General features: G+C 57.2%; 24 protein-coding genes and 1 pseudogene. 8 read left to right on the forward strand and 17 right to left on the reverse strand.

Going from position 1 to position 25,965, the window contains the following annotated elements:
* Positions 1-122: 122 nt before the first annotated feature.
* Positions 123-689, reverse strand: a complete 567-nt coding sequence (gmhB, locus tag RTN40_RS18890) for a D-glycero-beta-D-manno-heptose 1,7-bisphosphate 7-phosphatase (RefSeq protein ID WP_312229810.1) — start codon at positions 687-689, stop codon at positions 123-125.
* Positions 690-875: 186 nt separating this feature from the next.
* Here gmhB and metN point away from each other — a divergent pair, with 186 nt between their 5' ends.
* From metN to proS, 6 genes are all read left to right on the forward strand, one after another.
* Positions 876-1,907: a methionine ABC transporter ATP-binding protein MetN gene (gene metN / locus RTN40_RS18895; protein ID WP_312229811.1), complete on the forward strand. Its 1,032-nt coding sequence runs from the start codon at positions 876-878 to the stop codon at positions 1,905-1,907.
* Positions 1,900-2,553, forward strand: a complete 654-nt coding sequence (locus RTN40_RS18900) for a methionine ABC transporter permease MetI (RefSeq protein WP_042390667.1) — start codon at positions 1,900-1,902, stop codon at positions 2,551-2,553. Before metN ends, RTN40_RS18900 begins: the two co-directional genes overlap by 8 nt.
* A gap of 43 nt (positions 2,554-2,596) precedes the next feature.
* Positions 2,597-3,412: a MetQ/NlpA family lipoprotein gene (locus RTN40_RS18905; RefSeq protein ID WP_312229812.1), complete on the forward strand. Its 816-nt coding sequence runs from the start codon at positions 2,597-2,599 to the stop codon at positions 3,410-3,412.
* A 107-nt stretch (positions 3,413-3,519) separates the two neighbouring features.
* Positions 3,520-3,927: an Rcs stress response system protein RcsF gene (gene rcsF / locus RTN40_RS18910; protein ID WP_312229813.1), complete on the forward strand. Its 408-nt coding sequence runs from the start codon at positions 3,520-3,522 to the stop codon at positions 3,925-3,927.
* Positions 3,924-4,631, forward strand: coding sequence for a tRNA (N6-threonylcarbamoyladenosine(37)-N6)-methyltransferase TrmO (gene tsaA / locus RTN40_RS18915; protein WP_312229814.1), 708 nt, complete (start codon positions 3,924-3,926; stop codon positions 4,629-4,631). The genes rcsF and tsaA overlap by 4 nt, the downstream gene beginning before the upstream one ends.
* Positions 4,632-4,742: 111 nt before the next feature.
* A complete protein-coding gene (gene proS, locus RTN40_RS18920) occupies positions 4,743-6,461 on the forward strand; it encodes a proline--tRNA ligase (RefSeq protein WP_312229815.1) in 1,719 nt (572 codons plus the stop codon).
* A gap of 35 nt (positions 6,462-6,496) precedes the next feature.
* Here proS and arfB read toward each other — a convergent pair whose 3' ends face one another.
* Together arfB and RTN40_RS18930 are read right to left on the reverse strand one after the other, a co-directional pair.
* Positions 6,497-6,916 carry an alternative ribosome rescue aminoacyl-tRNA hydrolase ArfB gene (gene arfB, locus RTN40_RS18925; protein ID WP_042390657.1) on the reverse strand — a complete coding sequence of 140 codons (420 nt, stop codon included), beginning with the start codon at positions 6,914-6,916 and terminating at the stop codon, positions 6,497-6,499.
* Positions 6,913-7,458, reverse strand: coding sequence for a YaeQ family protein (locus RTN40_RS18930; protein ID WP_312214373.1), 546 nt, complete (start codon positions 7,456-7,458; stop codon positions 6,913-6,915). Before RTN40_RS18930 ends, arfB begins: the two co-directional genes overlap by 4 nt.
* Before the next feature lie 159 nt (positions 7,459-7,617).
* Between RTN40_RS18930 and RTN40_RS18935 the strand changes: the two genes are divergently transcribed.
* Together RTN40_RS18935 and rof are read left to right on the forward strand one after the other, a co-directional pair.
* A complete protein-coding gene (locus tag RTN40_RS18935) occupies positions 7,618-7,818 on the forward strand; it encodes a YaeP family protein (RefSeq protein WP_312214371.1) in 201 nt (66 codons plus the stop codon).
* Complete coding sequence (gene rof / locus RTN40_RS18940; protein WP_312214369.1) at positions 7,805-8,065, forward strand: Rho-binding antiterminator; 261 nt, start codon at positions 7,805-7,807, stop codon at positions 8,063-8,065. Before RTN40_RS18935 ends, rof begins: the two co-directional genes overlap by 14 nt.
* A gap of 29 nt (positions 8,066-8,094) precedes the next feature.
* Here the strand turns inward: rof and tilS are convergent, their stop codons facing one another.
* The 14 genes and pseudogenes from tilS to cdsA form a co-directional block, all read right to left on the reverse strand.
* Complete coding sequence (gene tilS, locus RTN40_RS18945; protein WP_312229816.1) at positions 8,095-9,387, reverse strand: tRNA lysidine(34) synthetase TilS; 1,293 nt, start codon at positions 9,385-9,387, stop codon at positions 8,095-8,097.
* Entirely contained in the window at positions 9,387-9,776 is a 390-nt protein-coding gene (locus tag RTN40_RS18950) for a VOC family protein (protein WP_312229817.1), read from the reverse strand. The genes tilS and RTN40_RS18950 overlap by 1 nt, the downstream gene beginning before the upstream one ends.
* Before the next feature lie 56 nt (positions 9,777-9,832).
* Positions 9,833-11,971, reverse strand: a pseudogene (locus RTN40_RS18955) (lysine decarboxylase LdcC).
* Positions 11,972-12,066: 95 nt separating this feature from the next.
* Positions 12,067-13,026 (reverse strand): acetyl-CoA carboxylase carboxyl transferase subunit alpha, encoded by a 960-nt coding sequence (accA, locus tag RTN40_RS18960; protein ID WP_312229818.1) that lies wholly within the window; start codon positions 13,024-13,026, stop codon positions 12,067-12,069.
* Between the two features lie 12 nt (positions 13,027-13,038).
* The gene (dnaE, locus tag RTN40_RS18965; protein WP_312229819.1) at positions 13,039-16,521 is read right to left on the reverse strand and encodes a DNA polymerase III subunit alpha; all 3,483 of its coding nucleotides are present in this window, start codon (positions 16,519-16,521) and stop codon (positions 13,039-13,041) included.
* A 40-nt stretch (positions 16,522-16,561) separates the two neighbouring features.
* Positions 16,562-17,158, reverse strand: coding sequence for a ribonuclease HII (rnhB, locus tag RTN40_RS18970; RefSeq protein WP_103820637.1), 597 nt, complete (start codon positions 17,156-17,158; stop codon positions 16,562-16,564).
* Complete coding sequence (lpxB, locus tag RTN40_RS18975) at positions 17,155-18,303, reverse strand: lipid-A-disaccharide synthase (protein WP_312229820.1); 1,149 nt, start codon at positions 18,301-18,303, stop codon at positions 17,155-17,157. The genes rnhB and lpxB overlap by 4 nt, the downstream gene beginning before the upstream one ends.
* On the reverse strand, positions 18,303-19,091 hold the full coding sequence (gene lpxA / locus RTN40_RS18980; protein ID WP_312229821.1) for an acyl-ACP--UDP-N-acetylglucosamine O-acyltransferase: 789 nt from the start codon (positions 19,089-19,091) through the stop codon (positions 18,303-18,305). Before lpxA ends, lpxB begins: the two co-directional genes overlap by 1 nt.
* A gap of 3 nt (positions 19,092-19,094) precedes the next feature.
* A complete protein-coding gene (fabZ, locus tag RTN40_RS18985; RefSeq protein ID WP_006173598.1) occupies positions 19,095-19,550 on the reverse strand; it encodes a 3-hydroxyacyl-ACP dehydratase FabZ in 456 nt (151 codons plus the stop codon).
* Between the two features lie 99 nt (positions 19,551-19,649).
* Complete coding sequence (gene lpxD, locus RTN40_RS18990) at positions 19,650-20,678, reverse strand: UDP-3-O-(3-hydroxymyristoyl)glucosamine N-acyltransferase (RefSeq protein WP_312229822.1); 1,029 nt, start codon at positions 20,676-20,678, stop codon at positions 19,650-19,652.
* Between the two features lie 3 nt (positions 20,679-20,681).
* Entirely contained in the window at positions 20,682-21,176 is a 495-nt protein-coding gene (gene skp, locus RTN40_RS18995; RefSeq protein WP_312214350.1) for a molecular chaperone Skp, read from the reverse strand.
* 116 nt (positions 21,177-21,292) lie between these two features.
* Positions 21,293-23,710, reverse strand: coding sequence for an outer membrane protein assembly factor BamA (gene bamA, locus RTN40_RS19000; protein ID WP_312229823.1), 2,418 nt, complete (start codon positions 23,708-23,710; stop codon positions 21,293-21,295).
* A 29-nt stretch (positions 23,711-23,739) separates the two neighbouring features.
* Positions 23,740-25,092, reverse strand: coding sequence for a sigma E protease regulator RseP (rseP, locus tag RTN40_RS19005; RefSeq protein WP_312229824.1), 1,353 nt, complete (start codon positions 25,090-25,092; stop codon positions 23,740-23,742).
* 11 nt (positions 25,093-25,103) lie between these two features.
* The gene (gene cdsA / locus RTN40_RS19010) at positions 25,104-25,961 is read right to left on the reverse strand and encodes a phosphatidate cytidylyltransferase (RefSeq protein ID WP_103820644.1); all 858 of its coding nucleotides are present in this window, start codon (positions 25,959-25,961) and stop codon (positions 25,104-25,106) included.
* Positions 25,962-25,965 lie beyond the last annotated feature (4 nt).

Raw genomic sequence — 25,965 nt, forward strand, 5'->3', positions numbered from 1 at the left:
CTGTTTCCGTGAAGTGATTCACGTTTGCCGTTTCGATGGAGGCGCATTATAGGGAGTTATTCAGAGCTGACAAGCGGAAAAACACAATTTTATTTCAACCGCTCATCTTTTCGTCATAACGGCTATTTTTGCTGCTTTTTAATCGTTGCGGGCAGCTCTGCAAGGCTATTCAGCACCCAATCCGCTGCATTTTCCGCCTCTGGCGTCACCGGTTTGCCGGTACGCACTAAGACTTTATGGCCGACGCCAGCCGCTGCCGCTGCCTGCATATCTTCTAATTTATCGCCGATCATATAGGAGGCGGCCATATCAATGTGCAGGAAGTCGCGCGCGGAGTTCAGCATCCCCGGATGCGGCTTACGGCAGTCGCACACCTGGCGGAACTCTTCCACTGCACCCTGGGGATGGTGAGGACAGTAATAGATGCCGTCCAGGTCAACGCCACGATCCGCCAGCGACCAGTCCATCCACTCGGTCAGGGTCTCAAACTGGGCTTCGGTAAACTTGCCGCGGGCAATGCCGGACTGATTGGTCACCAGCACCAGCGCGAAGCCCATCGCTTTTAACTCACGCATAGCGTCAATGACGCCATCGATAAACTCAAAGTCGTCAATCTCGTGGACATAACCATGATCGACATTAATCGTGCCATCACGATCGAGAAAAATTGCGGGTACTGATTGTGCCACCGGCTTACTCCTGAAAAAGGCATGTCGCGCTAGTATCTCATGTTTCACGCGGCAAGAAAGTGCTCATCATAGCGAGTTACATTGAATTAGACGTCTGGATGCCTTACCATCCGCTCTGTTTACGGTCACTGCCCGTATCTGGCAGAACAAAATGCCACGGCTAACTCATACGACAAAAATATTCTAATGATTAAACTTTCGAATATCACCAAAGTGTTCCAGCAGGGGAACCGCACCATTCAGGCATTGAATAATGTCAGCCTGCATGTCCCTGCCGGACAAATTTATGGCGTCATCGGCGCATCGGGTGCCGGTAAAAGTACGCTGATTCGCTGCGTTAACCTGCTTGAGCGTCCGACGCAGGGCAGCGTTCAGGTTGGCGGTGAAGAGCTGACCACCTTATCGGAAGCGCAGCTTACCCGCGCACGCCGCCAGATTGGCATGATTTTCCAGCACTTTAACCTGCTGGCTTCCCGTACCGTCTACGGCAACGTGGCGCTGCCGCTAGAGCTGGATAACACCCCGGCGGCCGAAATCAAGCGTCGCGTGACCGAGCTGCTGGACCTGGTAGGCCTGGGCGATAAGCATGACAGCTATCCGGCTAACCTCTCCGGCGGCCAGAAGCAGCGCGTGGCGATTGCTCGTGCGCTGGCCAGCAATCCTAAAGTTCTGCTGTGCGATGAGGCCACCAGCGCGCTGGATCCGGCCACGACCCGCTCTATTCTCGAGCTGCTGAAAGACATTAACCGTCGTCTCGGCTTAACCATTCTTCTTATTACGCATGAGATGGATGTTGTGAAGCGTATCTGTGACTGCGTGGCGGTGATCAGCAATGGCGAGCTGATTGAGCAGGACACGGTTAGCGAAGTGTTCTCCCATCCGAAGACGCCGCTGGCCCAGCAGTTTATTCAGTCCACGCTGCATCTCGATATTCCGGAAGATTACCAGCAGCGTCTGAAGGCGGAACCCGAAGCTGACAGCGTGCCGATGCTGCGCATGGAGTTCACCGGCCAGTCCGTGGACGCGCCGCTGCTCTCTGAGACAGCCCGTCGGTTCAACGTTAACAACAACATTATCAGTGCGCAGATGGATTACGCCGGTGGCGTGAAGTTCGGCATTATGCTGACCGAAATGCACGGCTCGCAGCAGGATACCCAGGCCGCCATCGCCTGGCTGCAGGAACATCATGTAAAAGTAGAGGTACTGGGTTATGTCTGAGCCAATGATGTGGTTACTGGCGCGTGGCGTCTGGGAGACGCTGGCGATGACCTTTGTCTCCGGCTTCTTTGGATTCGTGATTGGCCTGCCGGTGGGTGTGCTGCTGTACGTTACCCGTCCGGGGCAGATCGTTGAGAACGCGAAGCTCTACCGCACCCTCTCCGCGCTGGTGAATATCTTCCGTTCAATTCCGTTTATTATCCTGCTGGTCTGGATGATCCCGTTCACCCGCGTGATTGTCGGCACCTCCATTGGCCTGCAGGCGGCGATTGTGCCGCTGACCGTTGGCGCTGCACCCTTTATTGCCCGTATGGTAGAGAACGCGCTGCTGGAGATCCCGACCGGCCTGATTGAGGCCTCCCGCGCTATGGGCGCCACGCCGATGCAGATCGTCCGCAAGGTTCTGCTGCCTGAAGCGATGCCGGGACTGGTCAACGCGGCCACCATCACGCTGATTACTCTGGTGGGCTACTCCGCCATGGGCGGTGCGGTCGGCGCAGGCGGGCTGGGCCAGATTGGCTATCAGTATGGTTATATCGGCTATAACGCCACCGTAATGAACACGGTACTGATATTATTAGTCGTGCTGGTTTATCTGATTCAGTTCTCTGGCGATCGTATCGTCCGGGCAGTGACGCATAAATAGCGTTGTACACAACACAATCGACTCAGTGAGTTAAGGAAATAACATGGTGTTCAAATTTAAGACCTTTGCGGCGGCGGGTGCGCTGATTGGTGCTCTGGCATTGGTAGGCTGCGGCCAGGACGAGAAAGATCCGAACCACATTAAAGTGGGCGTTATCGTCGGTGCCGAGCAGCAGGTTGCAGAAGTGGCAGCAAAAGTGGCTAAAGACAAGTACGGTCTCGACGTTGAACTGGTAACTTTCAACGACTACGTGCTACCAAACGAAGCGCTGAGCAAAGGCGATATTGATGCTAACGCCTTCCAGCACAAACCGTACCTGGATCAGCAGATCAAAGATCGCGGCTACAAGCTGGTTTCCGCCGGTAATACCTTTGTCTACCCGATCGCTGGCTATTCCAAGAAGATTAAATCGCTGAGCGAGCTGCAGGATGGCGCGCAGATTGCGGTTCCGAACGATCCGACCAACCTGGGCCGCACTCTGCTGCTGCTGCAAAAACAGGGTCTGATTAAGCTGAAAGAGGGTGTTGGCCTGCTGCCGACCGTTCTGGACGTGACCGAGAACCCGAAAAACCTCAAAATTGTTGAGCTGGAAGCACCGCAGCTGCCGCGCTCGCTGGACGACGCACAGATTGCCCTGGCGGTCATTAATACCACCTATGCCAGCCAGATCAACCTGACTCCGGCGAAAGACGGTATCTTTGTTGAAGATAAAGATTCCCCGTATGTGAACATGATCGTAACCCGCGAAGACAATAAAGACGCGGAAAACGTGAAGAAATTCGTTCAGGCCTACCAGTCTGACGAAGTTGACCAGGCGGCGAACAAGGTCTTTAACGGCGGCGCAGTTAAAGGCTGGTAATCTCTCCTCGGTGTAATATCATTCAGGGCGGGCGCAAGCCCGCCTTGTCATTTATGCAGGCAACTGGTTCAATAACTGACAATTTGATCACTCATTGAGGAAATACTATGCGTGCTTTACCGATCTGTTTACTGGCACTCATGCTCAGCGGCTGCTCCATGCTAAGCAGATCTCCCGTCGAACCCGTACAAAGCAACGCAGCAACGCCGCCGAAAGCGGAGCCAGCTAAAGCGAAAGTGTCCCCTCCGGCTCCGGTCAGAGTCATCACCAACCCGGAAGAGCTGATCGGCAAGACGTTCCGCGATTTGGGCGAGGTCTCCGGTGATTCCTGCCAGGCGAGCAACCAGGACTCACCTCCGAACATCCCAACCGCCCGCAAACGTATGCAGATCAATGCGGCCAAAATGAAAGCCAACGCCGTCCTTCAGCACAGCTGCGAAGTGACCAGCGGCACGCCGGGCTGCTACCGCCAGGCCGTGTGCATCGGATCGGCGCTTAACGTTTCGGCGAAATGAGCACCTTTCAGTTTGCGCAGATAGGCGTTATTCGCTCCCCCTATAAAGAGAAGTTTGCCGTTCCGCGCCAGCCGGGGCTGGTGAAAAGCGGCGGCGGTGAGCTTCATCTCATCGCCCCCTATAACCAGGCCGATGCGGTGCGCGGGCTGGAGGCGTTTAGCCATCTCTGGCTGCTGTTTATTTTCCATCAAACGATGGAGGGTGGCTGGCGGCCAACCGTGCGCCCTCCCCGGCTCGGCGGCAACGCCAGAATGGGGGTATTTGCCACCCGCTCGACCTTTCGTCCGAATCCCATCGGCATGTCTCTGGTTGAGCTAAAGGGCATCCGTTGCCAGGGTGAGCAGGTGATCCTCGATCTGGGCAGTCTCGATCTGGTGGACGGCACGCCGGTAGTGGATATCAAACCCTACCTGCCCTTTGCCGAGGCGCTGCCGGACGCGAAAGCCAGCTACGCCCAGCAGGCCCCCCAAGCCACCATGCCGGTGAACTTTACCCTTGAGCTTGCCGAGCGCCTGCCGCAACTGGAAAAACGCTATCCGCATCTTCGGCAGTTTATTGTCGAGGTGCTGGCCCAGGATCCGCGCCCGGCCTATCGCCAGCAGGAGGAAGCAGGCAAGGAATATGCCGTCTGGCTGCTCGATTTTAACGTCCGCTGGCGGGTGACCGAGGCGGGCTTTGAGGTCTTTGCGCTGGAAGCGCGGTAAATTCTGCCCGCTCTCTTTTGACATAGCTGTCTCGCTGGTAAACTGAATCACTTTTTTTGTGTCAGGCCCGCGTTGGGCCTGTGCCCATCGTCCAAATGGAATCGTAATAACATGCGTACTAGCCAATATCTGCTCTCCACCCTGAAGGAGACACCTGCCGACGCCGAAGTGATCAGCCACCAGCTGATGCTGCGCGCCGGGTTGATCCGCAAGCTGGCCTCCGGGTTATACACCTGGCTGCCGACCGGCGTGCGCGTTCTGAAAAAAGTCGAAAACATCGTGCGTGAAGAGATGAACAACGCCGGTGCGATCGAGGTGTTAATGCCGGTGGTTCAGCCCGCTGACCTGTGGCAGGAGAGCGGTCGCTGGGAGCAGTACGGTCCGGAGCTGCTGCGTATTGCCGATCGCGGCGAGCGTCCGTTTGTTCTCGGCCCGACGCATGAAGAGGTCATCACCGATCTGATCCGTAACGAACTCAGCTCCTACAAGCAGCTGCCGCTGAACTTCTATCAGATCCAGACCAAATTCCGTGACGAAGTGCGTCCGCGCTTTGGCGTGATGCGCTCCCGTGAGTTCCTGATGAAAGACGCCTACTCTTTCCATACCTCGCAGGAATCCTTACAGCTGACCTACGACGCGATGTATGCCGCCTACAGCAAAATCTTCAGCCGTATGGATCTCGACTTCCGTGCCGTGCAGGCGGATACCGGCTCTATCGGCGGCAGCGCCTCCCACGAGTTCCAGGTGCTGGCTAAGAGCGGTGAAGACGATGTGATCTTCTCCGATACCTCTGACTACGCGGCCAACATTGAGTTTGCTGAAGCGCTTGCGCCGAAAGAAGCGCGCGCGGCGGCAACCCAGGAGATGACTCTGGTCGATACGCCGAACGCGAAAACCATCGCCGAGCTGGTTGAGCAGTTTAACCTGCCGATTGAAAAAACCGTTAAGACCCTGCTGGTGAAAGCGGTAGAGGGTGGCGCTTACCCGCTGGTCGCTCTGCTGGTACGTGGCGATCACGAGCTGAACGAAGTGAAAGCAGAGAAGCTGCCGCAGGTTGCCAGCCCGCTGACCTTCGCGACCGAAGCTGAGATCCGCGCTATCGTCAACGCCGGCCCAGGCTCCCTCGGCCCGGTGAATATGCCGATCCCAGTGGTTATTGACCGTACCGTTGCTGTCATGAGCGATTTCTCTGCCGGCGCGAACGTTGACGGCAAGCACTACTTCGGCATTAACTGGGATCGCGATGTGGCGACCCCGGAAGTCGCTGACATCCGTAACGTTGTTGCAGGCGACCCAAGCCCGGACGGCCAGGGTACCCTGCTGATCAAGCGTGGCATCGAAGTGGGTCACATCTTCCAGCTGGGCACCAAGTACTCTGAAGCATTGAAAGCGTCAGTCCAGGGTGAAGATGGTCGTAACCAGACGCTGACCATGGGCTGCTACGGCATCGGCGTAACGCGCGTGGTGGCTGCGGCCATTGAGCAGAACCACGACGAGCGCGGTATCGTCTGGCCGGACGCGATTGCGCCGTTCCAGGTTGCCATTCTGCCGATGAACATGCACAAATCCTTCCGCGTGCAGGAGCTGGCTGAGAAGCTCTACGCTGAGCTGAACGCGCAGGGAATTGAGGTGCTGATGGACGATCGTAAAGAGCGTCCGGGCGTGATGTTTGCTGATATGGAGCTGATTGGTATTCCGCACACCATCGTGATCGGCGATCGCAACCTCGACAGCGACGATATCGAATACAAATACCGCCGCAACGGCGAGAAGCAGCTGATTAAAACCGGCGACATCCTCGACTATCTGGTTAAAGTCATCAAAGGCTAACCTCTTCTCTGCCCGGCAAGCCTGCCGGGCAGATTCTACTCCCCGCCGCGCACCTTACCGCGCATCGCCTTTACCGATGACTTTTGCGACTTGGTCGCCAGACGTCGCTCTTTCGACGCCCGGGTTGGCCGCGTAGGACGGCGGCTTTTTTGCTCTACCATCAGCTCCTGAATCAACGACACCAGTCGGGCCAGCGCCGCTTCACGGTTCATCTCCTGGCTGCGGTACTCCTGAGCCTTGATCACCACCATTCCATCGCTGGTGATCAGATGGTGGCTCGCCGCCAGCAGGCGCTCTTTATACGCATCCGGCAGGCTGGAGGCCTTGATATCGAAGCGCAGGTGGATCGCCGTGGAGGTTTTATTGACGTGCTGACCACCCGCCCCCTGGGCACGAATGGCGGTCAGCTCGATCTCGCTGTCGGGAATGGCAACGCTGCGTGAAATCTCGATCATGCCGCGCTCTGCCAGGTTGTCAGGTGGATCTCCAGGTTATTCTCCGCATCAGAAAGCCAGATTGCGCCATCCTGGATGGTCGCCTGTAGCGCCATGGTGCGGGAGGCAAAGGCGCTCAGCTGGGCCAGCTGCTCATCGTCAAGATACCAGATGCTCAGGTTACTGAATCCAGCCAGCTTGTTCTGATTCTGCTGCCACCAGACCTGTGCCGCCCGGCTGTTGTAGGTGAAGAGTGCAACCTCTTTTGACTGGGTGCAGGCTTTCTTGATGCGCCGCTCCTCCGGCAGCCCCAGCTCAATCCACAGGTCGATCCCCAGATGATCGTTGCGCAGCCAGGCTTCCGGCTCATCCTCGGCGCTGAGGCCGCGGGTAAACTGCAGCCGTTCGTTGGCAAATTTGATCCACGCCAGCAGGCGCAGCATCATGCGCTCCTGGGTCTCAGAAGGGTGGCGCGCCAGGGTCAGGGTGGCATCAAGAAACTGGTTGCGGTCCAGATCGGCCACGTTCACCGTCGCTTTATAAATGGTTGCTTTCAATGCCATGTCATCGCTCCTTCGCAAAATAGCGCCCATTGTAGCAAACATTCGGTCCGCTGATATTGCCGGGATGAGTATGGTATAGTCACCTTGCTAAACAGAGTTAATCTTCGTAGGCTTAAACTTACATCCCACGGTGAAGTCAATACGCTGACAGGAGGGTATGTGGATAATTATTGTGAGTTAATACGCAAGCGGTATGCGGAAATTGCCAGCGGAGACTTAGGGTTTATCCCGGATGCGCTGAGCTGCGTATTAAAAGCGCTCAATGAAGTAGCGTCGGACGATCTGCTTCCTGAGCCCGTCAGGGAAAAGGCAGCCTATGCTGCCGCGAACTTACTGGTGAGCGATTATGTCAATGAATGAAACGTATCAACCCATCAACTGCGATGACTATGACAACCTTGAACTCGCCTGCCAGCATCATCTGTTACTGACGCTGACGCTGAAAGATGGCGAAGAGCTAAAGGCCAAAGCCAGCGATTTAGTCTCGCGAAAGAACGTTGAGTATCTGCTCGTCGATGCAGCAGGTGAAACGCGTGAACTCCGTCTCGACAAAATTGCCAGCTTTAGCCACCCGGATATCGGCACCGTTGTGGTGAGCGAATCCTGAACCTGTTCCAGCGGGCAGCATGCTGCCCGTCATTTCCGCCACGTCAGCCGTAACCCCTCAGCGCTATCCGCCAGCCCTGCCTGCGTCACAAACTGCCCTGCCGCCGCGATCGGCGTTTCGCCGTAAAACAGTATTGGCGTAGTATCCCGCAGCCAGGGAGCCACCCCCAGCTCCTGCCAGATCTTTTTCAGCTTACGTCCTCCCTGGCGTCCGGCCACGTAGAGCATCCCTGAGGCATGAAAACGGACCGATACCGGTTCGTCGGCACGCGGCGGGCGAATATCGCCCCCCGGCACCAGCGTTAGCTTCCCTAACCCAGCGGGCAGCGTCAGCGGCTCCAGAGGCCCAGGCCATGGAATAACCGTCTGCCGCTGGCCTGCCGTGCTTTTCACCCACCAGAGCTGGCCCTGAAAGCGACGGATCTCATGGGATCCCAGCACCAGACGCGGGGACGCATCTTCCCGGGCAAGGATCGCCTCCTGCCAGATGCGGGACAGCAGATCCCGCGACGGCATCGGCGCACCCAGCCCGCTTAGCCAGCGGCGCAGAAGTGCCGCCCGGCGATTGGCGCTCAGGGTCATCAGTGGGGCGAGGGTTAACGCCCCCTCTGCGCTGACTAAACTCGCCAGCTCCTCCGCCAGCAGCTCATCCAGAAGCTGCTCCTGCTCACCACACAGTGCTGCGCTGCGCGCCGCCGCGTTGGCAAAGTGCGGCCAGCGCTGCTTCAGCAAGGGGAGAACCTCAAGACGGATAAAATTGCGATCGTAGCTGGCGTCCTGATTACTCTCATCTTCGATCCAGCTTAGCCGATGGGCGCAGGCCCACTGCTCCAGCGCCTCGCGGGTTTCATTGAGCAGCGGGCGCAGCAGCAGGGTGCCGTGGAAAGGCAGCTCGGCAGGCATGGCTGCCAGCCCCGCCGGGCCGCTGCCCCGTTTCAGCGCCAGCAGCAGCGTCTCGCACTGGTCATCCTGATGCTGGGCGGTGACCAGCACCTCCCCCGCCCGCAGCGCGTCGGCAAAGGCCTGATAGCGCGCCTTGCGCGCCTGAGCTTCAAGGCCCAGCCCCTCCTCCGCCAGCGTCACGCGGACGATGCTCAGGGGCACATCCCAGCGGCTGCATACCTGCTGACAGTGGGCTACCCATGCGTCGGCGTTTGGGCTTAGCCCATGATGAACGTGGATCGCCCGCAGGGAAACGTCGGGCTGCTGGATGCGCCACTGCACCAGCTGGTGCAGCAGAACGGTGGAGTCCAGCCCGCCGCTAAACGCCACCAGAAACCGGCGGCGGGCGTGCAGGCTTTGCATAATAGGTAGAGGTGTCATTACTGCTGGTATAGCTCCAGCGGCAGACCGTCGGGATCGGTAAAGAAGGTGAAGCGCTTACCGGTAAAGGGATCGATACGCACCGGCTCGCACTCTACGCCGTGCTGTTGCAGGTGGGTAATGGCCCGCTCGACGTCATCCACGCTGAAGGCCAGATGACGCAGGCCGCAGGCCTCGGGACGGCTGGGCCGCGCGGGCGGGAAAGGAAAGGAGAAAAGCTCAATCACATACTCGCCGTTCAGCGCCAGATCGCCCTTCCATGAGTCCCGCTCTTCACGATACGCTTCGCTTTGCAGCGTAAAGCCTAAGATGTCGCAGTAAAACGCTTTGCTCTTTGCATAATCCGTCGCAATGATCGCGATGTGGTGAACCTTTTTTAAACCAAGCATAACCCCTCCTTTTTTCATGCCAACGTTACGACGCTGCGCATCCCTGCGCAAGAGGGTCACGTCTGTTTTAAGACCCTTACCCGGTAAACGCCATCCTCATCGCGCTTCGCACCGTGGATATCCGTTTCAAAACCGGGATAGTGGCGGCCGATAGCGCAGAGCATCAGCAGAAAATCGAGCACCGCCCGGCTCCGCTCGGTGATCATCTCTCCGGGCATCAGCAGCGGGACACCTGGCGGATACGGCAGGATCATATTGGCGGAGACGCGTCCTACCAGCGCCTCCAGCTCGACGGTCTCCACCTCGCCCTTGACCTGTAGCTGCCACGCCTGGTGCGGAGTCATGATCATATGCGGCAGCACGTCGAAGGCCTGGAGCATCAGGCGCGGTAGCTCGTGCTGGCAGATCAGCTTGTGGATCCCCTGAGCCAGATCCTGGATACGCATGTTGCGGTAGAAATCTGGATCTTCAGCATAGAGATCCGGCAGCATGTTTTTCACCCGCAGGTTGAGATCGTAGGCGCGCTTAAACTCCATCAGGCCACGCAGCAGCCCCATCGCCCGGGTTTTATCGATGCCGATGCTAAACAGGAACAGCAGGTTTTAGGGACCGGTTTTCTCTACCACTACGCCGCGCTCATCAAGGAATTTCGCTACCAGCGCGGCGGGAATGCCCTCCTCGCCCATATTTCCCTGCTCATCCATGCCGGGGGTCAGAATAGTAACCTTAACCGGATCAAGGAACATATGGTCGGCATCCGCCTCGCGGAAGCCGTGCCACGCCTCGCCCGGCGCAACCGGCCAGCAGTCGGCCTGGTCAATGTCTTCCGGCTGCCAGATATCGAAGAACCAGCCCTCCGCCTCATCTTTCAGCCGCTGCACCTCTTTGCGGAAGTGGAGCGCACGTTCGACGGAGCGGTTGATCAGCCGCTTACCGGGATTGCCCCGCAACATCGCGGCTGCCGTTTCAATAGAGGCCACCAGCGGATAGCTTGGCGAGGTGGTGGTATGCATCATGTAGGCTTCGTTAAAGGTCTCTTCGTCATATTCGCCTTTAACGTGGATCAGCGACGCCTGGGAGAAGGCAGCCAGCATTTTGTGCGTTGACTGGGTTTCAAAGAAGACTTTGCCCGCCACGCGGTCACCGCTCATGCCGCTCTTGCCCGCATAAATTGGGTGGAAGTTGGTGTAGGGAACCCATGCCGAGTCAAAGTGAATCGACGGCACGTCCAGGGTCTCCTTGATCCAGTTGGTGTTGTAGAGCAGCCCGTCATAGGTAGAGTTGGTGATCACCGCGTGAACCGGCCAGCTGGCGCCGTGCGTTGCCGCCACCTTCTCTGTAATGCTGTCGTGGCTGAACTCGCGGCGGGGAATGCCGCCTAAAATACCCAGCGCGTTGCGTCCCGGCTTGAGCCAGATCGGCACCACGTCGCTCATCATCAGCAGATGGGCCAGCGACTTGTGGCAATTGCGATCGATAAGTAGCGTGCTGCCGTCGGGCGCGGCGTACATGCCAACGATCTTGTTGGAGGTCGAGGTGCCGTTGGTCACCATATAGCTCTGCTCGGCGCCAAAGGTACGGGCGATATACTCTTCGGCCTCCAGGTGCGGGCCGGTGTGATCGAGCAGGGATCCCAGCTCGGTTACGGAGATCGAGACGTCGGCCTTCAGGGTATTGCCGCCGAAAAAGTCATAGAACAGGCAGCCCACCGGGCTTTTCTGGTAAGCGGTACCGGCCATGTGTCCGGGGGTACAGAAGGTGTACTTGCCCTCTTTCACATAAGTGAAGAGCGAGCGGGTAAAGGGTGGCGTAATATGCTCAAGATACTCGTTGGTATACTGGCGGATACGCGTCGAGATGCTGTCTGCCACGCCCAGCGCGTACTCAAAAAACCACAGCGCCATACGCATTTCGTGGGCGCTGACGTCCATCGTTGAGTGCGTATTGATAAAGGCGTAGAGCGGCAGATACTCATTAAGCTGGTTAATGTCGCTACACAGATCCAGGCCGTGCTGGTCCCAGTCAAAGATGACGCCGCAGATGCGCGGGTTGTGTTCGATGAGTTTTAACAGGTCGTTGCTGCTGGTGGGGTAGATGAGCTGGAAACCCTGCTGCTCCAGCGCAAGGTGAAGCTCTTTAAGCGGTTCGTCTTTATAAAAAACGCCCTGCTGTCCCATGATGGCGATGATATTCAATGCTTCCTCCGTGCGAATTCACAGATAAGCATAGTTGAGGAGAGTGGGTTTGGTAGGCCGGGCAAGCGCGAGCGCCGCCCGGCATTTTACCCGGATCAGGCGTAGCCGTAGCTCATCAGGCGCTGGTAACGGCGGTCACGCAGCTCCTCTTTGTTCAGCACGTCCAGATCGGCCAGATCTTCCAGCAGCTGCGCCTTCAGCGACGCGGCAATGGCTTCCGGGTTGCGGTGCGCGCCACCCAGCGGCTCCGGAATAATGGAGTCGATCAGCTTCAGCTCTTTCAGGCGCGGAGCGATAATGCCCATCGCATCCGCAGCCAGCGGCGCTTTATCAGCGCTCTTCCACAGGATGGAAGCACAGCCTTCCGGGGAGATCACCGAGTAGGTGCTGTACTGCAGCATGTTGACTTTGTCGCCCACGCCGATAGCCAGCGCGCCGCCGGAGCCGCCTTCACCGATAACGGTGCAGATCACCGGCACGTTCAGACGCGACATCTCACGCAGGTTGCGGGCGATTGCCTCGGACTGGCCGCGCTCTTCTGCGCCCACGCCTGGGTAAGCGCCCGGGGTGTCGATAAAGGTGATGATCGGCATGTTAAAACGCTCGGCCATCTCCATCAGGCGCAGCGCTTTGCGATAGCCTTCCGGTGCCGGCATACCAAAGTTACGGCGGATCTTCTCTTTTGTTTCACGCCCTTTCTGATGACCAATGATCATCACCGGACGTCCATCCAGACGTGCGATACCGCCAACGATAGCTTTGTCGTCAGCGAAGGCGCGGTCACCGGCCAGCTCGTCGAACTCATCAAACGCCAGGCGGACATAATCCAGGGTGTACGGACGCTGTGGATGGCGCGCCAGTTGCGCCACCTGCCATGCGCCGAGATCGGCAAAGATTTTGCGCGTCAGCTCTACGCTTTTTTCGCGCAGACGATGCACCTCTTCGTCGATGTTAATATCCAGTTTTTCATCCTGGCGGCTCACGGCCGTCAGGGAATCGATTTTCGCTTCCAGCTCGGCGATCGGCTGTTCGAAATCAAGGAAATTCAGACTCATAGTATTCCTGTATTAGTCAAACTCCAGTTCCACCTGCTCCGGGCCAACCAGGCCACGCAGATCGTTAAGTAAACGATCGCTCGGAGAGACACGCCATGTTGCACCAAAGCGCAACCGGGCGCGCGCATCCGCTCTCTGGTAGTAGAGATGCACTGGAATAGTTCCCGAACGGTGGGGTTCCAGAGACTGACGGAGTCGGTTTAAAAGCTGGTCATCAATTTGCCTGTCCGTCAGCGAGATAGCAAGCCCGCGAGCATATTTTTCCCGGGCTTCGTCAATGTCCATCACTTCGCGGGCGGTCATTTTAAGCCCCCCGCTGAAGTCATCAAAGCTGACCTGTCCGCTGACGATGAGTATGCGGTCTTTTTCCAGCAATTGCTGGTATTTATCCAGCGCGTCGGTGAATAACATCACCTCCAGACGGCCAGAACGGTCATCCAGCGTACAGATACCGATACGATTGCCGCGCTTGGTGACCATAACCCGCGCAGCAATGACGAGCCCCGCAGCGGTGGTGATCTTACCACGCTCTGTCGGGTGCATGTCTTTGAGCCGAAGCCCGCCGACATAGCGCTCAATCTCTTTTAAATACTGGGTAATCGGGTGACCCGTCAGGTAGAGTCCCAACGTCTCACGTTCCCCGTCCAGCACCACCTGCTCCGGCCAGCGCTGGCAGTTAGCGTAGGACTGCTCGATCTGGGCCGGCTCTTCCGCCAGCACGCCGAACATATCCGCCTGGCCAATCGCCTCGGCTTTGGCATGCTGATCGGCGGCTTTTAGCGCATCGTTCAGCGAGTTCATCAGCGCGGCGCGGTGCGGCCCGAGGCGGTCAAACGCCCCGGACATAATCAGTTTTTCCAGCACCCGACGGTTAAGCTTTTTGGTATCGGTGCGGGCGCAGAGGTCGAACAGCTCGCGGAAGTAGCCATCTTTATTACGTGCTTCCAGAATGGCTTCGATCGGGCCTTCACCCACGCCCTTAATTGCGCCAATCCCGTAGACAATCTCGCCGTCGTCGTTAACGTGAAAATGGTACAGCCCAGAGTTGATATCCGGCGGCAGGATCTTTAACCCCATCCGCCAGCACTCATCCACCAGCCCGACCACCTTCTCGGTGTTGTCCATATCCGCCGTCATGACCGCCGCCATAAACTCAGCGGGATAGTGGGCCTTTAGCCACAGCGTCTGGTACGACACCAAAGCATAGGCAGCGGAGTGCGATTTGTTAAATCCGTAGCCGGCGAATTTCTCTACCAGGTCAAAGATTTTGATCGCCAGCTCACCGTCAATGCCGTTCTTTCTCGCTCCGTCTTCAAAGACCGAGCGCTGCTTGGCCATCTCTTCCGGCTTCTTCTTACCCATCGCACGACGCAGCATGTCCGCGCCGCCCAGCGTATAGCCGGAAAGCTCCTGGGCAATCTGCATCACCTGTTCCTGATAGAGGATAATGCCGTAGGTTGGCTCCAGTACCGGCTTCAGGCACTCGTGCTGCCACTGTACGTCAGGGTAAGAGATCTCTTCCCGGCCGTGCTTACGGTCGATAAAGTTATCCACCATCCCGGACTGCAACGGGCCAGGGCGGAACAGCGCCACCAGGGCGATCATATCTTCGAAACAGTCAGGCTGCAGGCGTTTGATCAGATCCTTCATGCCGCGGGATTCAAGCTGGAAGACCGCGGTGGTTTCCGAGCGCTGCAGCATATCAAAACTTTTCTTGTCGTCGAGGGGGATCGCAGCAATATCAATCGGCTCCAGCCCCTGCTTCGCCCGACGCGGGTTAATCATCTTCAGCGCCCAGTCGATGATCGTCAGCGTACGCAGGCCGAGGAAGTCGAACTTCACGAGACCCGCATACTCGACGTCGTTCTTATCGAACTGGGTTACCGGATGCTGCCCGGCTTCGTCGCAGTAAAGCGGTGCAAAATCGGTAATTTTGGTCGGCGCGATCACTACCCCACCGGCGTGCTTACCGGCGTTACGCGTTACCCCTTCCAGCTTGCGCGCCATGTCGATGAGGGCCTTCACCTCTTCATCGGCCTCGTAGATCTCCGGCAGCTGCGGCTCGGCCTCAAAGGCTTTCGCCAGGGTCATACCCGGATCCGGCGGCACCAGCTTAGAGATACGATCCACAAAACCGTAGGGGTGGCCCAGCACGCGGCCCACATCGCGGATCACCGCTTTCGCTGCCATCGTACCGAAGGTGATAATCTGCGATACCGCTTCGCGACCGTACATCTCCGCTACGTGGTCGATCACCTGATCGCGTTTCTCCATGCAGAAGTCAACGTCGAAGTCAGGCATGGAGACACGTTCCGGGTTCAGGAAGCGTTCAAACAGCAGGTCAAACTCCAGCGGATCGAGGTCGGTGATCTTCAGCGCGTAGGCCACCAGCGACCCTGCGCCAGACCCACGGCCTGGCCCTACCGGGACGCCGTTATCCTTCGACCACTGAATAAACTCCATCACGATCAGGAAGTAGCCCGGGAAGCCCATCTGGTTGATGACCTTCAGCTCAACGTCGAGGCGCTCGTCATACGCCGGGCGTTTTTCAGCGCGCACTGCCGGGTCCGGGAAGAGAAACTCCAGACGCTCCTCCAGCCCCTCTTTCGACTTCAGCACCAGGAAATCTTCGGTGGTCATCTCGCCGGTAGGGAACTGCGGCAGGAAGTATTCGCCGAGGCGTACGGTAACGTTGCAGCGCTTGGCAATCTCTACGCTGTTTTCCAGCGCTTCCGGGATGTCGGAGAACAGCTCGCACATCTCCTCTTCGCTGCGCATATACTGCTGCGGCGAATAGAGGCGCGGGCGCTTGGGATCGTCAAGGGTAAAGCCGTCGTGAATAGCCACGCGAATTTCGTGGGCGTCAAAGTCACCGCTGTCGATAAAGCGGACGTCGTTGGTCGCCACGACCGGCAGACCACGCGCCTGGGCCAGCTCAACCGCCGCGTGCAGATAGCTCTCTTCGTCAGGACGGCCGGTACGGATCAGCTCCAGGTAGAAGCGATCCGGGAAGTGGGTCTCGTAAAAGCTCACGCACTGATCGACCAGCGCCGCGTTGCCGCGCAGCAGGCTTTTGCCCACGTCGCCCATGCGTCCGCCGGAGAGCAGGATCAGCCCCTCGTTCAGCTCCGCCAGCCACTCCCGGTCGATCCACGGCCCCAGCGCGCCGTAGCCACGCTGGTAGGCACGGGAGATAAGCAGGGTCAGATTCTGGTAGCCGGTGTTGTTGGCGGCGAGCACCGTAATTTGGGTAAACTCGTCGCCCATGATATCGCTCTGGACGTGAAAATCCGCCCCGACGATCGGCTTCAACCCTGCTCCGTGGCCCGTTCCGTAGAACTTAACCAGACCGCAGAGGTTGGTAAAATCGGTGATCGCCAGTGCAGGCTGACCCAACGCGGCCGCCTTTTTTACCAGCGGTCCGGTCTTAGCCAGCCCATCGATCATGGAGTAGTCGCTGTGCACCCGCAGGTGAACAAAACGTGGTTCAGCCATCTTATCTTTAGCTTCCGCTTTACTTAGTTTGCTGCAGCAATCAGGAGACCAGCCCCAGCGCGCGTTTTACAGGCGCAAAGCTACGCCGGTGATGCTCTGTCGCGCCGTGCTCCGCCAGTCTTTCCAGGTGGAAAGCGGTCGGATACCCTTTATGCTGCGCAAAGCCATATTGAGGGAACGTCAGGTCAAGCGCGGCCATCTCGGCGTCGCGCGTGACTTTAGCAATAATGGAGGCCGCGCTAATCTCCGCGACCCGGCTATCCCCTTTCACCACCGCCATCGAAGGCATAGGCAGAGCCGGACAGCGGTTGCCGTCAATCAGCACATACTCGGGAACAACGGATAGCCCGGCCACGGCGCGCTGCATCGCCAGCATGGTTGCGTGCAGAATATTCAGCTCGTCAATTTCATGCGGCTCGGCGCGCCCCAGGCTCCAGCATAGCGCTTTTTCCTGGATCTCAGCAAACAGCGCCAGGCGGCGTTTTTCGCTCAGCTTTTTGGAGTCGTTGAGGCCAATGATGGGACGGGCGGGGTCAAGGATCACCGCGGCGGTAACGACCGCGCCGACCAGCGGGCCACGGCCCACTTCATCCACACCCGCCACTAAGTGGTGGTGCGGATAAATAAATTCATTCATTTTGCTAGCTCCAGCACAGCATCCGCCGCCTGTTCATCAGCGTTGCAGCGGATCTGCTGATGCAGTTCACGGAAAGTGTCATGCATGGCGTGGCTGGTGTTACCCCGGGCCAACAGGGGCAGCAGCGCATCCGCCAGCAGCTGCGGCTGGCACTCGTCCTGCAGCAGCTCTTTCACCAGCTCGCGCCCGGCCAGCAGATTAGGCAGCGAGACGTAGTCGGTCTTCACCAGCCGCTTAGCCAGCCAGAAGGTGAACGGCTTCATGCGATAACCCACCACCATCGGGCATTTTGCCAGCATGCACTCCAGCGCGGCGGTGCCAGATGCCAGCAGCGCGGCGTCGCTGGCGACCATCGCCTCGCGGCCTTTACCGTCCAGCAGGTGAACCACCAGATCCGGTGCGACCTCAGCTTTGATACGCTCAAATTGCTCCCGGCGCTTCGCGTTGACCAGCGGCACCACCACCTCTAAATCGGGATAGTGCTGGCGCAGGATCTGTGCGGTGCGCAGGAAGTCAGCGCTGAGCATCTCCACTTCCGCGCCACGGCTGCCCGGCAGCAGCGCCAGACAGTGGGCGTCATGTGACAGTCCGAGAGCATCGCGCGCGGCGTTTTTATCGGGATCCAGCGGCATGGCATCCGCCATGGTATGGCCGATAAAGCGGCACGGCACGTTGAAGCGGTCATAAAACGCTTTTTCGAAAGGCAGAAAAGCCAGCACCAGATCGGTGGATCTGCCTATTTTGAAAACGCGTTTCTGTCGCCAGGCCCAGACGGAGGGACTGACGTAGTGAATCGTTTTAATACCCTGCCGTTTGAGGTTGCCCTCAAGGGTAATATTGAAATCCGGGGCGTCGATACCAACAAAAACGTCCGGCTTAAGCTCGGTGAAGCGGCGCGTCAGGTCGGCGCGGATATGCAGCAGGCGACGCAGGCGGCCCAGCACCTCCACGATCCCCATCACGGCCAGCTCTTCCATCTCATACCAGGCTTCGCAGCCCTCGGCCTGCATCAGCGGGCCGGCCACGCCGACAAAGCGGGCGTTGGGCACACGCTGCTTGAGCGCACGGATGAGACCGGCACCAAGAATATCGCCGGAGGTTTCTCCGGCGACCAGGGCAATCGTAAGCGGACGATCGTCAATCATTAACGGATCAGGCCCCGCGTCGAGCGCGCAAAGAACTCGCTGAACGCCCGTACCTCCGGATGCGCTTCAGCCAGTTCAGCGATCTCAGGCTTAACCTCTTCCAGCGTCTTACCGCTGCGGTAGAGCAGCTTGTAGGCGTTGCGAATAGCAATCAGCGCTTCACGGCTAAAGCCGCGACGTTTCAGCCCTTCGATGTTAACCCCGAACGGCGTGGCGTGGTTACCCTGAGCAATCACGTACGGCGGCACGTCCTGAGCAACGCCGGAGCAGCCGCCAACCATGACGTGCGCGCCGATGATGCAGAACTGGTGAACCGCCGTCATGCCGCCGATAATGGCATGATCGTCTACCGAGACGTGGCCCGCTAACGTGGCGTTGTTAGCGAGGATACAGTTGTTCCCTACCGTACAATCATGCGCAACGTGTGCGTTGATCATCAGCAGGTTACCGCTGCCCACCTTCGTCAAACCACCGCCCTGTTCGGTACCACGGTGAATGGTTACGCTTTCGCGAATGCGGTTACGATCGCCAATTTCCACCCGGGTCGGTTCGCCAGCATATTTCAGATCCTGGTTCACTTCACCGATGGAGGCGAACTGATAGATCTCGTTGTCGCGGCCAATTTTGGTGTGGCCGTTAACAACAACGTGAGACTTCAGTACGGTACCCTCACCAATTTCAACATGGGGTCCAACAATACAGAACGGGCCAACGTGAACGTTAGCGCCAATAACGGCGCCCTCTTCCACAATGGCGGTAGGATGAACAAAGGCAGTTTTATCAATCACGTATCAGGCCTCCCGGCTACGTGCACACATCATAGTAGCTTCACAAACAACTTTACCGTCTACCGTTGCCACGCCCTTAAAGCGGGTCAGGCCACGGCGCGTTTTTTCGAACGTCACTTCCATGATCATCTGATCGCCTGGCACCACCGGACGCTTGAAGCGGGCTTCATCGATACCGGCAAAGTAATACAGCTCGCCAGGTTCCAGTTTTCCTACGCTTTTAAACGCCAGAATGCCGGTGGCCTGGGCCATGGCTTCCAGAATCAAAACGCCCGGAAAAATCGGTTTACCAGGGAAATGGCCCTGGAAAAAGGGTTCATTAACCGAAACATTTTTTACTGCGCGCAGAAAACGACCTTCTTCGAAATCCAGCACGCGGTCAACCAGCAAAAACGGGTAGCGGTGCGGCAGAAGCTCTAAAATCTCTTCAATGTGCAGAGTATGAGTGTCAGTAGTCAAAATACTCTTCCTGTCAAAAAATACTGAATGGCAATAATAACACGGCCCGCGGCAATCTAATGCCGTCAGGCCGAGAAGTTTGGGCGTAAAACGGGTGAATTATTCGTCTTGCTGCACGACCTTGCGCTCAAGAGCCTTGAGTCGCTTGCTCATGTCATCAATATTCATCACCAGCGCTGCTGTTTTTCGCCAGGTTTTATTGGGTTGCAGCGGGATACCCGATGAGTAGACGCCCGGTTCAGTAATGGGACGCATCACCATACCCATGCCCGTTACGGTGACCTTATCGCAGATTTCCATGTGACCGTTGATCACGCTCGCACCGCCAATCATGCAGTAGCGGCCAATTTTTAAACTGCCCGCCATGATGACACCGCCAGCAACTGCGGTATTGTCGCCAATCACGACGTTATGTGCAATCTGGCACTGGTTATCAATGATAACACCGTTGCCAATGATGGTATCGTCCAGCGCGCCACGGTCGATAGTGGTACATGCGCCGATCTCGACACGATCGCCGACGATCACCCGGCCAAGCTGGGGGATCTTCACCCAGTTGCCGCGATCGTTGGCATAGCCAAAGCCATCCGCACCGATCACGGTGCTGGACTGAATGAGGCAATTTTCACCGATCTCAATCTCGTGGTAAATGGTCACGTTGGCCCATAAACGCGAGCCTGCACCAATTTTCGTCTTTTTACCCACGAAGCAGCCTGCGCCAATCACGACGTTATCGCCTAGCTCAACGTCGGATTCGATAACGGCGTTTGCGCCAATAGAGACGTTGTTACCCAGCTTTGCCGTGGGATCAATTACCGCACTGGGGGCGATATCCTGTGCCGGCTGCGGCGTGGTATCAAGAATTTGTGCCATCCGGGCATACGTCAGGTAGGGGTTTTTCACTACCAGCGCGGGGCCGTGGGCAAAGGGAAGGTCGTCCTGCGTCATCACGACAGCAGAGGCCTGGCAAGCCGCCAGATGTTCACGGTATTTTGGATTTACCATGAAGGTGATTTGACCTGCTTTAGCGGACTGCATGGACGCAACGCCGGTGATGGCAATATCGCCATCACCGTGTAACTCTGCATCCAACTGTTGAGCTAAATCAGACAGTCGAATTGTAGACATTACTTATTTAACCTGTTTCAGCACATCAGCAGTGATGTCTTTTACGTCACTGCTGTTGTAAGCAACGGTATTTGCGTCAACAACCAGATCGATACCGTCGTCGGCTGCCACTTTCTTGACTGCAGTCTGGATACGGGTAACCAGCTTGCCACGCTCTTCGTTGGAACGACGTGCGCGATCCTGCTCAAAAGCCTGCGCTTTCTGGGAGAAAGCCTGGCGCTGAGACATGACGTCTTTTTCCAGCTTGCTACGATCGGAAGCTTTCATCGTTGAGCCGTCACGCTGCAGGCGCTGCATTTTGCCCTGCAGATCGTTTTCCTGGCTCTGTAGTTCGCTGGCGCGGCCTTTGAACTCGTTTTCCAGCGTTTTAGAAACACCGGTAGTCTGAGCGACCTGCTGGAACAGGGTGTTCATGTTAACGATCGCAATTTTATCTGCTGCCTGAGCAGAGGTAACCATCGCTAAACCGAGACCTGCAGCTAATAACCACTTTTTCACAATAAACTCCTTACCATCCCAATGTATCCGAAGATACCGTTCTTTGCGTGGCGAGGCGACCTGACGATCGCCTGCACCAGCGCTACACTACCTGTGCATTCCGTTGCGCAGAACAGTTACCAGGTTTTACCAATGTTAAACTGGAACTGCTCTGCTTTGTCCCCTTCGTATTTCTTAAACGGCTGGGCGTAGGAGAAGACCAACGGTCCCAGCGGAGACATCCATTGTAGTGCAATACCCGCAGACATACGGATATTGCTCGGATCGCTATAGTCCGGTACGCCAGCAGCGCGTGTTGCAGCGGTATCTTCCCAGTTAGTATCCCACACCGTACCCGCATCCCAGAAGACTGAGGTACGGATCGAGTTAGCATACTTCTCGCTGACAAACGGCGTCGGAGTGATCACTTCCAGGCTGGCGACGCCCATGGCGTTACCGCCTACCGCATCATCAGACTTACAGAGGGTACCTGCGACGTTAGTCTCGCAGTTCTCCTGGTAATTACCACCGTAGTAGACCGCTTTCGGACCGATGTTGTTGGACTGGAAGCCACGCACGGTGCTCGAACCGCCGGCGTAGAAGTTCTCATAGAACGGCATCTCTTTACCGCCTAAGCCGTCGCCGTAGCCCCAACGGGTACGGCCCAGCACCACCCACTTATGATCGTCATCAAGTGGGAAGTAGGATGCGGTATCCAGCGTAACCTTGTAGAACTCGTTATCCGAGCCAGGTACGGTAACCTTACCATTCAGGTTGACGCGCGAGCCATCCGTTGGGAAGTAGCCGCGGTCAAGGTGGTTGTAGGTCCAGCCGTAGTTAAAGGTGAAGTCGTCTGCGCTGTAGCCGTTATCGGTGTTCTGGGTGTTGGCGCTCTGCCCTACCGAGTCGAGATAACGCCACATGGCCACCTGCGGCTCCATGTTGGACAGGTCGTTGTGTACGTAACCTAAGCCAAGGCGCAGGGTATTGTACTCGTTAACCGGGAAGCCCAGCGTACCGTCGAGACCGTAACTCTTGTTGGTGTACGAAGAGAGGTCCGCGTCATCAGCTTCGAAGTCGTTATAGAAGATACGACCGCCGAGGCTCACACCGTCAACGGTGAAGTACGGGTTGGTGACGGATAGCTCAGAGTAGGTCTGGTAGTCGTTCTTAGTACCGTTGATCCCCACTGAGTAACCGGTACCCAGCCAGTTATCCTGCTGAACGCCGACCTGGAAGCTGACGCCGCTCTCGGTGCCGTAGCCAACGCCAAAGTTGAAGCTACCGGTGTTACGCTCTTTGACCTTGTAGACCACGTCAACCTGGTCCGGGCTGCCAGCAACGCGCTGGGTATCAGTATCCACCGTTTCGAAATAGCCGAGACGATTCAGACGCTCTTTACCCTGATCGACCAGATCGCTGCCCAGCCACGCGCCTTCCATCTGGCGCATTTCACGGCGCAGCACGGCATCTTTGGAGGTATCGTTACCCTCAAAGCGGATCTTACGCACGTAGTAGCGGTTGCCCGCGTCAACGTTGACGTGCAGCTTCACGGTCTTATCCGCATCGTTGATCTCAGGCTGAGACTGCACGCGCGGATAGGCGTAGCCATAGCGACCCAGAAGCTTCTTAATGTTATCTTCCATTTTGGTCACTTTGGTGCCGTTATAAAGCTCGCCCGGCTGAATTTTCGTCAGGCTCTCAATTTCGGCGGAGTGACCGGCCAGGTTACCGCTAACCTCAACGCCGGAGAGCTTGTACTGATCGCCTTCGGTAACGTTAACGGTAATGTAGATGCCTTTTTTATCCGGCGTCAGGCTGACCTGGGTGGAGTCGATGTTGAAACGCGCGTAGCCACGGTCGAGGTAGTAGCTACGTAACGTCTCCAGATCGCCTGCCAGCTTCTGTTTCTGGTATTTGCGATCGCCTACGACGTTCCACCACGGCACTTCGTCGCGCAGCTGGAAGGTTGAGATCAGTTCTTCGGTACTGAACGCATGGTTACCGACGATGTTGATCTGCTGGATTTTGGCGGAGACGCCCTCCTGGAAGACTAGCTTCAGATCGACGCGGTTACGCGGCAGCGGCGTAACAACCGCTTTCACGCTGGCGCTGTACTTACCGACGCTGTAGTAGAAATCTTCCAGACCTTTTTCGATATCGGCCAGAGTGGTGCGATCGAGTGATTCACCCACGCGCACGCCGGAGGCTTCGAGGTTCTGCTTCAGCATGTCATCTTTCACGGACTTGTTGCCCGAGAAGGTGATGCTGGCAATGGTAGGACGCTCTTTAACCTGCACGAGGAGCGTATCACCATCGCGCAGGACGCGAACGTCCTCGAAGTTGCCGGTGGCAAACAGCGCACGGATAATATTACTGATGTCTTCATCAGTCACCGTGTCACCCTGACGTACTGGCATACTGAGGAGGGCCGCACCAACGGCGACACGCTGTAAGCCTTCGAAATGAATATCTTTCACTACGAACCCTTCAGCACCGTATACGGTCGCGCTGCTAAACAGCAGCGACGCTATAAGCAACTTTTTCATCGCCATCGTTATTATGCGTTCTTCCTAACTAACTCTCATAACCGAGAGAAATCATTGAAAAGTGCAAGCCCCATTAACAGCACCAGCAAAATTGAGCCAATGCGATAACTAAAGTCTTGAACCCGCTCGGATACCGGCCCGCCTTTTAGCTTCTCTATCGCTAAAAACAGCAGGTGTCCCCCATCTAAAACCGGTAGAGGGAACAGGTTGATAATGCCCAGGTTCACGCTGATTAAGGCGAGAAACATCAGGTAGTAGATCAACCCAAACTCCGCTGACATCCCAGCCCCCTGGGCGATCGAAATCGGCCCGCTGAGGTTGTTCAGCTTGACGTCGCCGGTTATCAATTTACCCAGCATACTGACCGTGAGCTTCATCAGCTGCCAGGTTTTACCCGTGGCTTCGACAACGGCATCAAACGGCCCATACTGGCGTACTGTCTTATACTCGTCCGGCAGCGGGATAACTTTTGGCACTACGCCCGCAAACCCTTCATCCTTGCTGCTACCCGGTTTTGTATCTGGTATCAGCGTTAAAGACAAGGGAGTTCCCTGCCTTTCTATCTCCAGCGCTAACGGCGTACCCGGATTATCGCGAACCAGGGTAACAAACGTCATCCACTGTGTGATTTCCTGCCCATCGACTTTAACGATCCTGTCGCCAGCTTGCAAACCCGCTTTACTTGCCGCCGACCCGGACTGCACTTCAGCCAGCACCGATTCAATCTGTGCGCCGCGCGGCTGGATGCCCAGCGACGCCACCGGATCCTGCTTGTCCGGTTCAAAAGCCCAGTCGCGTAGATCCAGCGTCTTCTGCTGGCGGCTGTCGCTGCCAAAAGGGGCTACGCTGAGAGTGGTCTGCTCATCGCCAATTTTATCAACCAACTGCAGACGCACGGCATCCCAGTCTGGCGTTTCGATACCGTCAACGGCTTTAAGTTCCATCCCTGGGGCAATTTGTGCGCTTGCCGCAATGGAGTTGGGCGTAATTTCACCAACAACCGGACGAACGCCAGGGACACCGATGATGAACACCAGCCAGTAGGCGAAGATAGCAAAGAGGAAGTTAGCCACGGGACCTGCGGCGATAACCGCGGCGCGCTGACCGATGGTTTTATTATTAAACGCGGTGTGGCGCAGTTCGGGGATCACCGGCTCAACGCGTTCGTCGAGCATTTTGACATAGCCGCCAAGCGGGATAAGGGCGATGACAAACTCGGTGCCCTGCTTGTCGGTGCGACGCCAGAGCGCTTTACCAAAACCGATGGAAAAGCGCTCAACCCGGACGCCGCAGCGGCGAGCAACCCAGAAATGGCCAAATTCGTGCACGGTGATCAGCACGCCTAGCGCAACAATAAACGCTGCCAGATTCCAGAGAATGCTCAGCATAAACCCATCCGTTAAATCGTCCCAAAGACCAGCAGCAGCAGGCAGGCAAACACCGGTACCGCCGCCGTCAGGCTGTCGATGCGATCGAGAATACCGCCGTGGCCTGGAATAAGGTGTCCGCTATCTTTGATACCGGCTTCACGTTTAAACATACTCTCGGTCAGGTCGCCCAGCACCGAGGCCAGCGCCGCTACCACGGAGCAGATCAGCAGCGTGGAGAGCGTCACCTCCAGGTTGGCCCAGACGCCGTAGCCCCAGGAGATCACCGCTGCGGTAAACAGGCCGCCGATAAAGCCCTGCCAGGTTTTGCCCGGCGATACCTTCGGAGCCAGCTTGTGCTTGCCAAACAGCTTGCCAAACATGTACGCGCCGGAGTCCGCGCCCCAGACGAGGATCATGACGTAGAGCAGCCACAGCGCGCCGCTGTAGTGGTTATCATCATAGTGCCAGGCGCGCAGCGCCAGCATGCCCCAGAAAAAGGGTACGATAGTCAGAATGCCAAACAGCAGGCGCAACGCCTTTGAGTGACGCCACAGCGCCGCCGAGGCGGGATAGAACAGCACCAGCAGCAGCGCGGCAATCCACCAGCCCAGCGAGGCCCACAGCGAGCCCTCAACCAGCGGTTGATGAACGTTGTGGTGATACTCCGGGATCGTAAAGAGCATGACCGCCAGCAGCAGGCCGCAGAGTACGGCCAGCCACACCCGCTGCGTGCGTGAAGTAAAGCCGCTAAGCTGGCCCCACTCCCAGGCGGCCAGCATACAGACCGCGAGCGTGACCAGAGCAAACCCCACCGGGGGAAGTAAAAATAGCGCCGCAATGACGACGGGTATTAATACAAAAGCAGAAATCAGGCGATACTTCAGCAAAAGC

The sequence above is a fragment of the Pseudescherichia sp. genome (assembly GCF_031987975.1).
In the GTDB taxonomy this organism is placed as follows: Bacteria; Pseudomonadota; Gammaproteobacteria; order Enterobacterales; family Enterobacteriaceae; genus Pseudescherichia.

Bases quoted from the DNA above. Each gene is read 5' to 3' on its own strand.
- RTN40_RS18900 (WP_042390667.1), top strand. From the start codon at position 1,900: ATGTCTGAGCCAATGATGTGGTTACTGGCGCGTGGCGTCTGGGAGACG.
- tsaA (WP_312229814.1), top strand. From the start codon at position 3,924: ATGAGCACCTTTCAGTTTGCGCAGATAGGCGTTATTCGCTCCCCCTAT.
- arfB (WP_042390657.1), bottom strand. From the start codon at position 6,916: ATGATCGAGATTTCACGCAGCGTTGCCATTCCCGACAGCGAGATCGAG.
- accA (WP_312229818.1), bottom strand. From the start codon at position 13,026: ATGAGTCTGAATTTCCTTGATTTCGAACAGCCGATCGCCGAGCTGGAA.
- lpxD (WP_312229822.1), bottom strand. From the start codon at position 20,678: ATGTCTACAATTCGACTGTCTGATTTAGCTCAACAGTTGGATGCAGAG.
- rnhB (WP_103820637.1), bottom strand. From the start codon at position 17,158: ATGAATGAATTTATTTATCCGCACCACCACTTAGTGGCGGGTGTGGAT.
- rseP (WP_312229824.1), bottom strand. From the start codon at position 25,092: ATGCTGAGCATTCTCTGGAATCTGGCAGCGTTTATTGTTGCGCTAGGC.
- RTN40_RS18905 (WP_312229812.1), top strand. From the start codon at position 2,597: ATGGTGTTCAAATTTAAGACCTTTGCGGCGGCGGGTGCGCTGATTGGT.
- lpxB (WP_312229820.1), bottom strand. From the start codon at position 18,303: ATGATTGACGATCGTCCGCTTACGATTGCCCTGGTCGCCGGAGAAACC.
- tilS (WP_312229816.1), bottom strand. From the start codon at position 9,387: ATGACACCTCTACCTATTATGCAAAGCCTGCACGCCCGCCGCCGGTTT.
- bamA (WP_312229823.1), bottom strand. From the start codon at position 23,710: ATGGCGATGAAAAAGTTGCTTATAGCGTCGCTGCTGTTTAGCAGCGCG.
- dnaE (WP_312229819.1), bottom strand. From the start codon at position 16,521: ATGGCTGAACCACGTTTTGTTCACCTGCGGGTGCACAGCGACTACTCC.
- metN (WP_312229811.1), top strand. From the start codon at position 876: ATGATTAAACTTTCGAATATCACCAAAGTGTTCCAGCAGGGGAACCGC.
- rcsF (WP_312229813.1), top strand. From the start codon at position 3,520: ATGCGTGCTTTACCGATCTGTTTACTGGCACTCATGCTCAGCGGCTGC.
- rof (WP_312214369.1), top strand. From the start codon at position 7,805: ATGTCAATGAATGAAACGTATCAACCCATCAACTGCGATGACTATGAC.
- proS (WP_312229815.1), top strand. From the start codon at position 4,743: ATGCGTACTAGCCAATATCTGCTCTCCACCCTGAAGGAGACACCTGCC.
- RTN40_RS18950 (WP_312229817.1), bottom strand. From the start codon at position 9,776: ATGCTTGGTTTAAAAAAGGTTCACCACATCGCGATCATTGCGACGGAT.
- RTN40_RS18930 (WP_312214373.1), bottom strand. From the start codon at position 7,458: ATGGCATTGAAAGCAACCATTTATAAAGCGACGGTGAACGTGGCCGAT.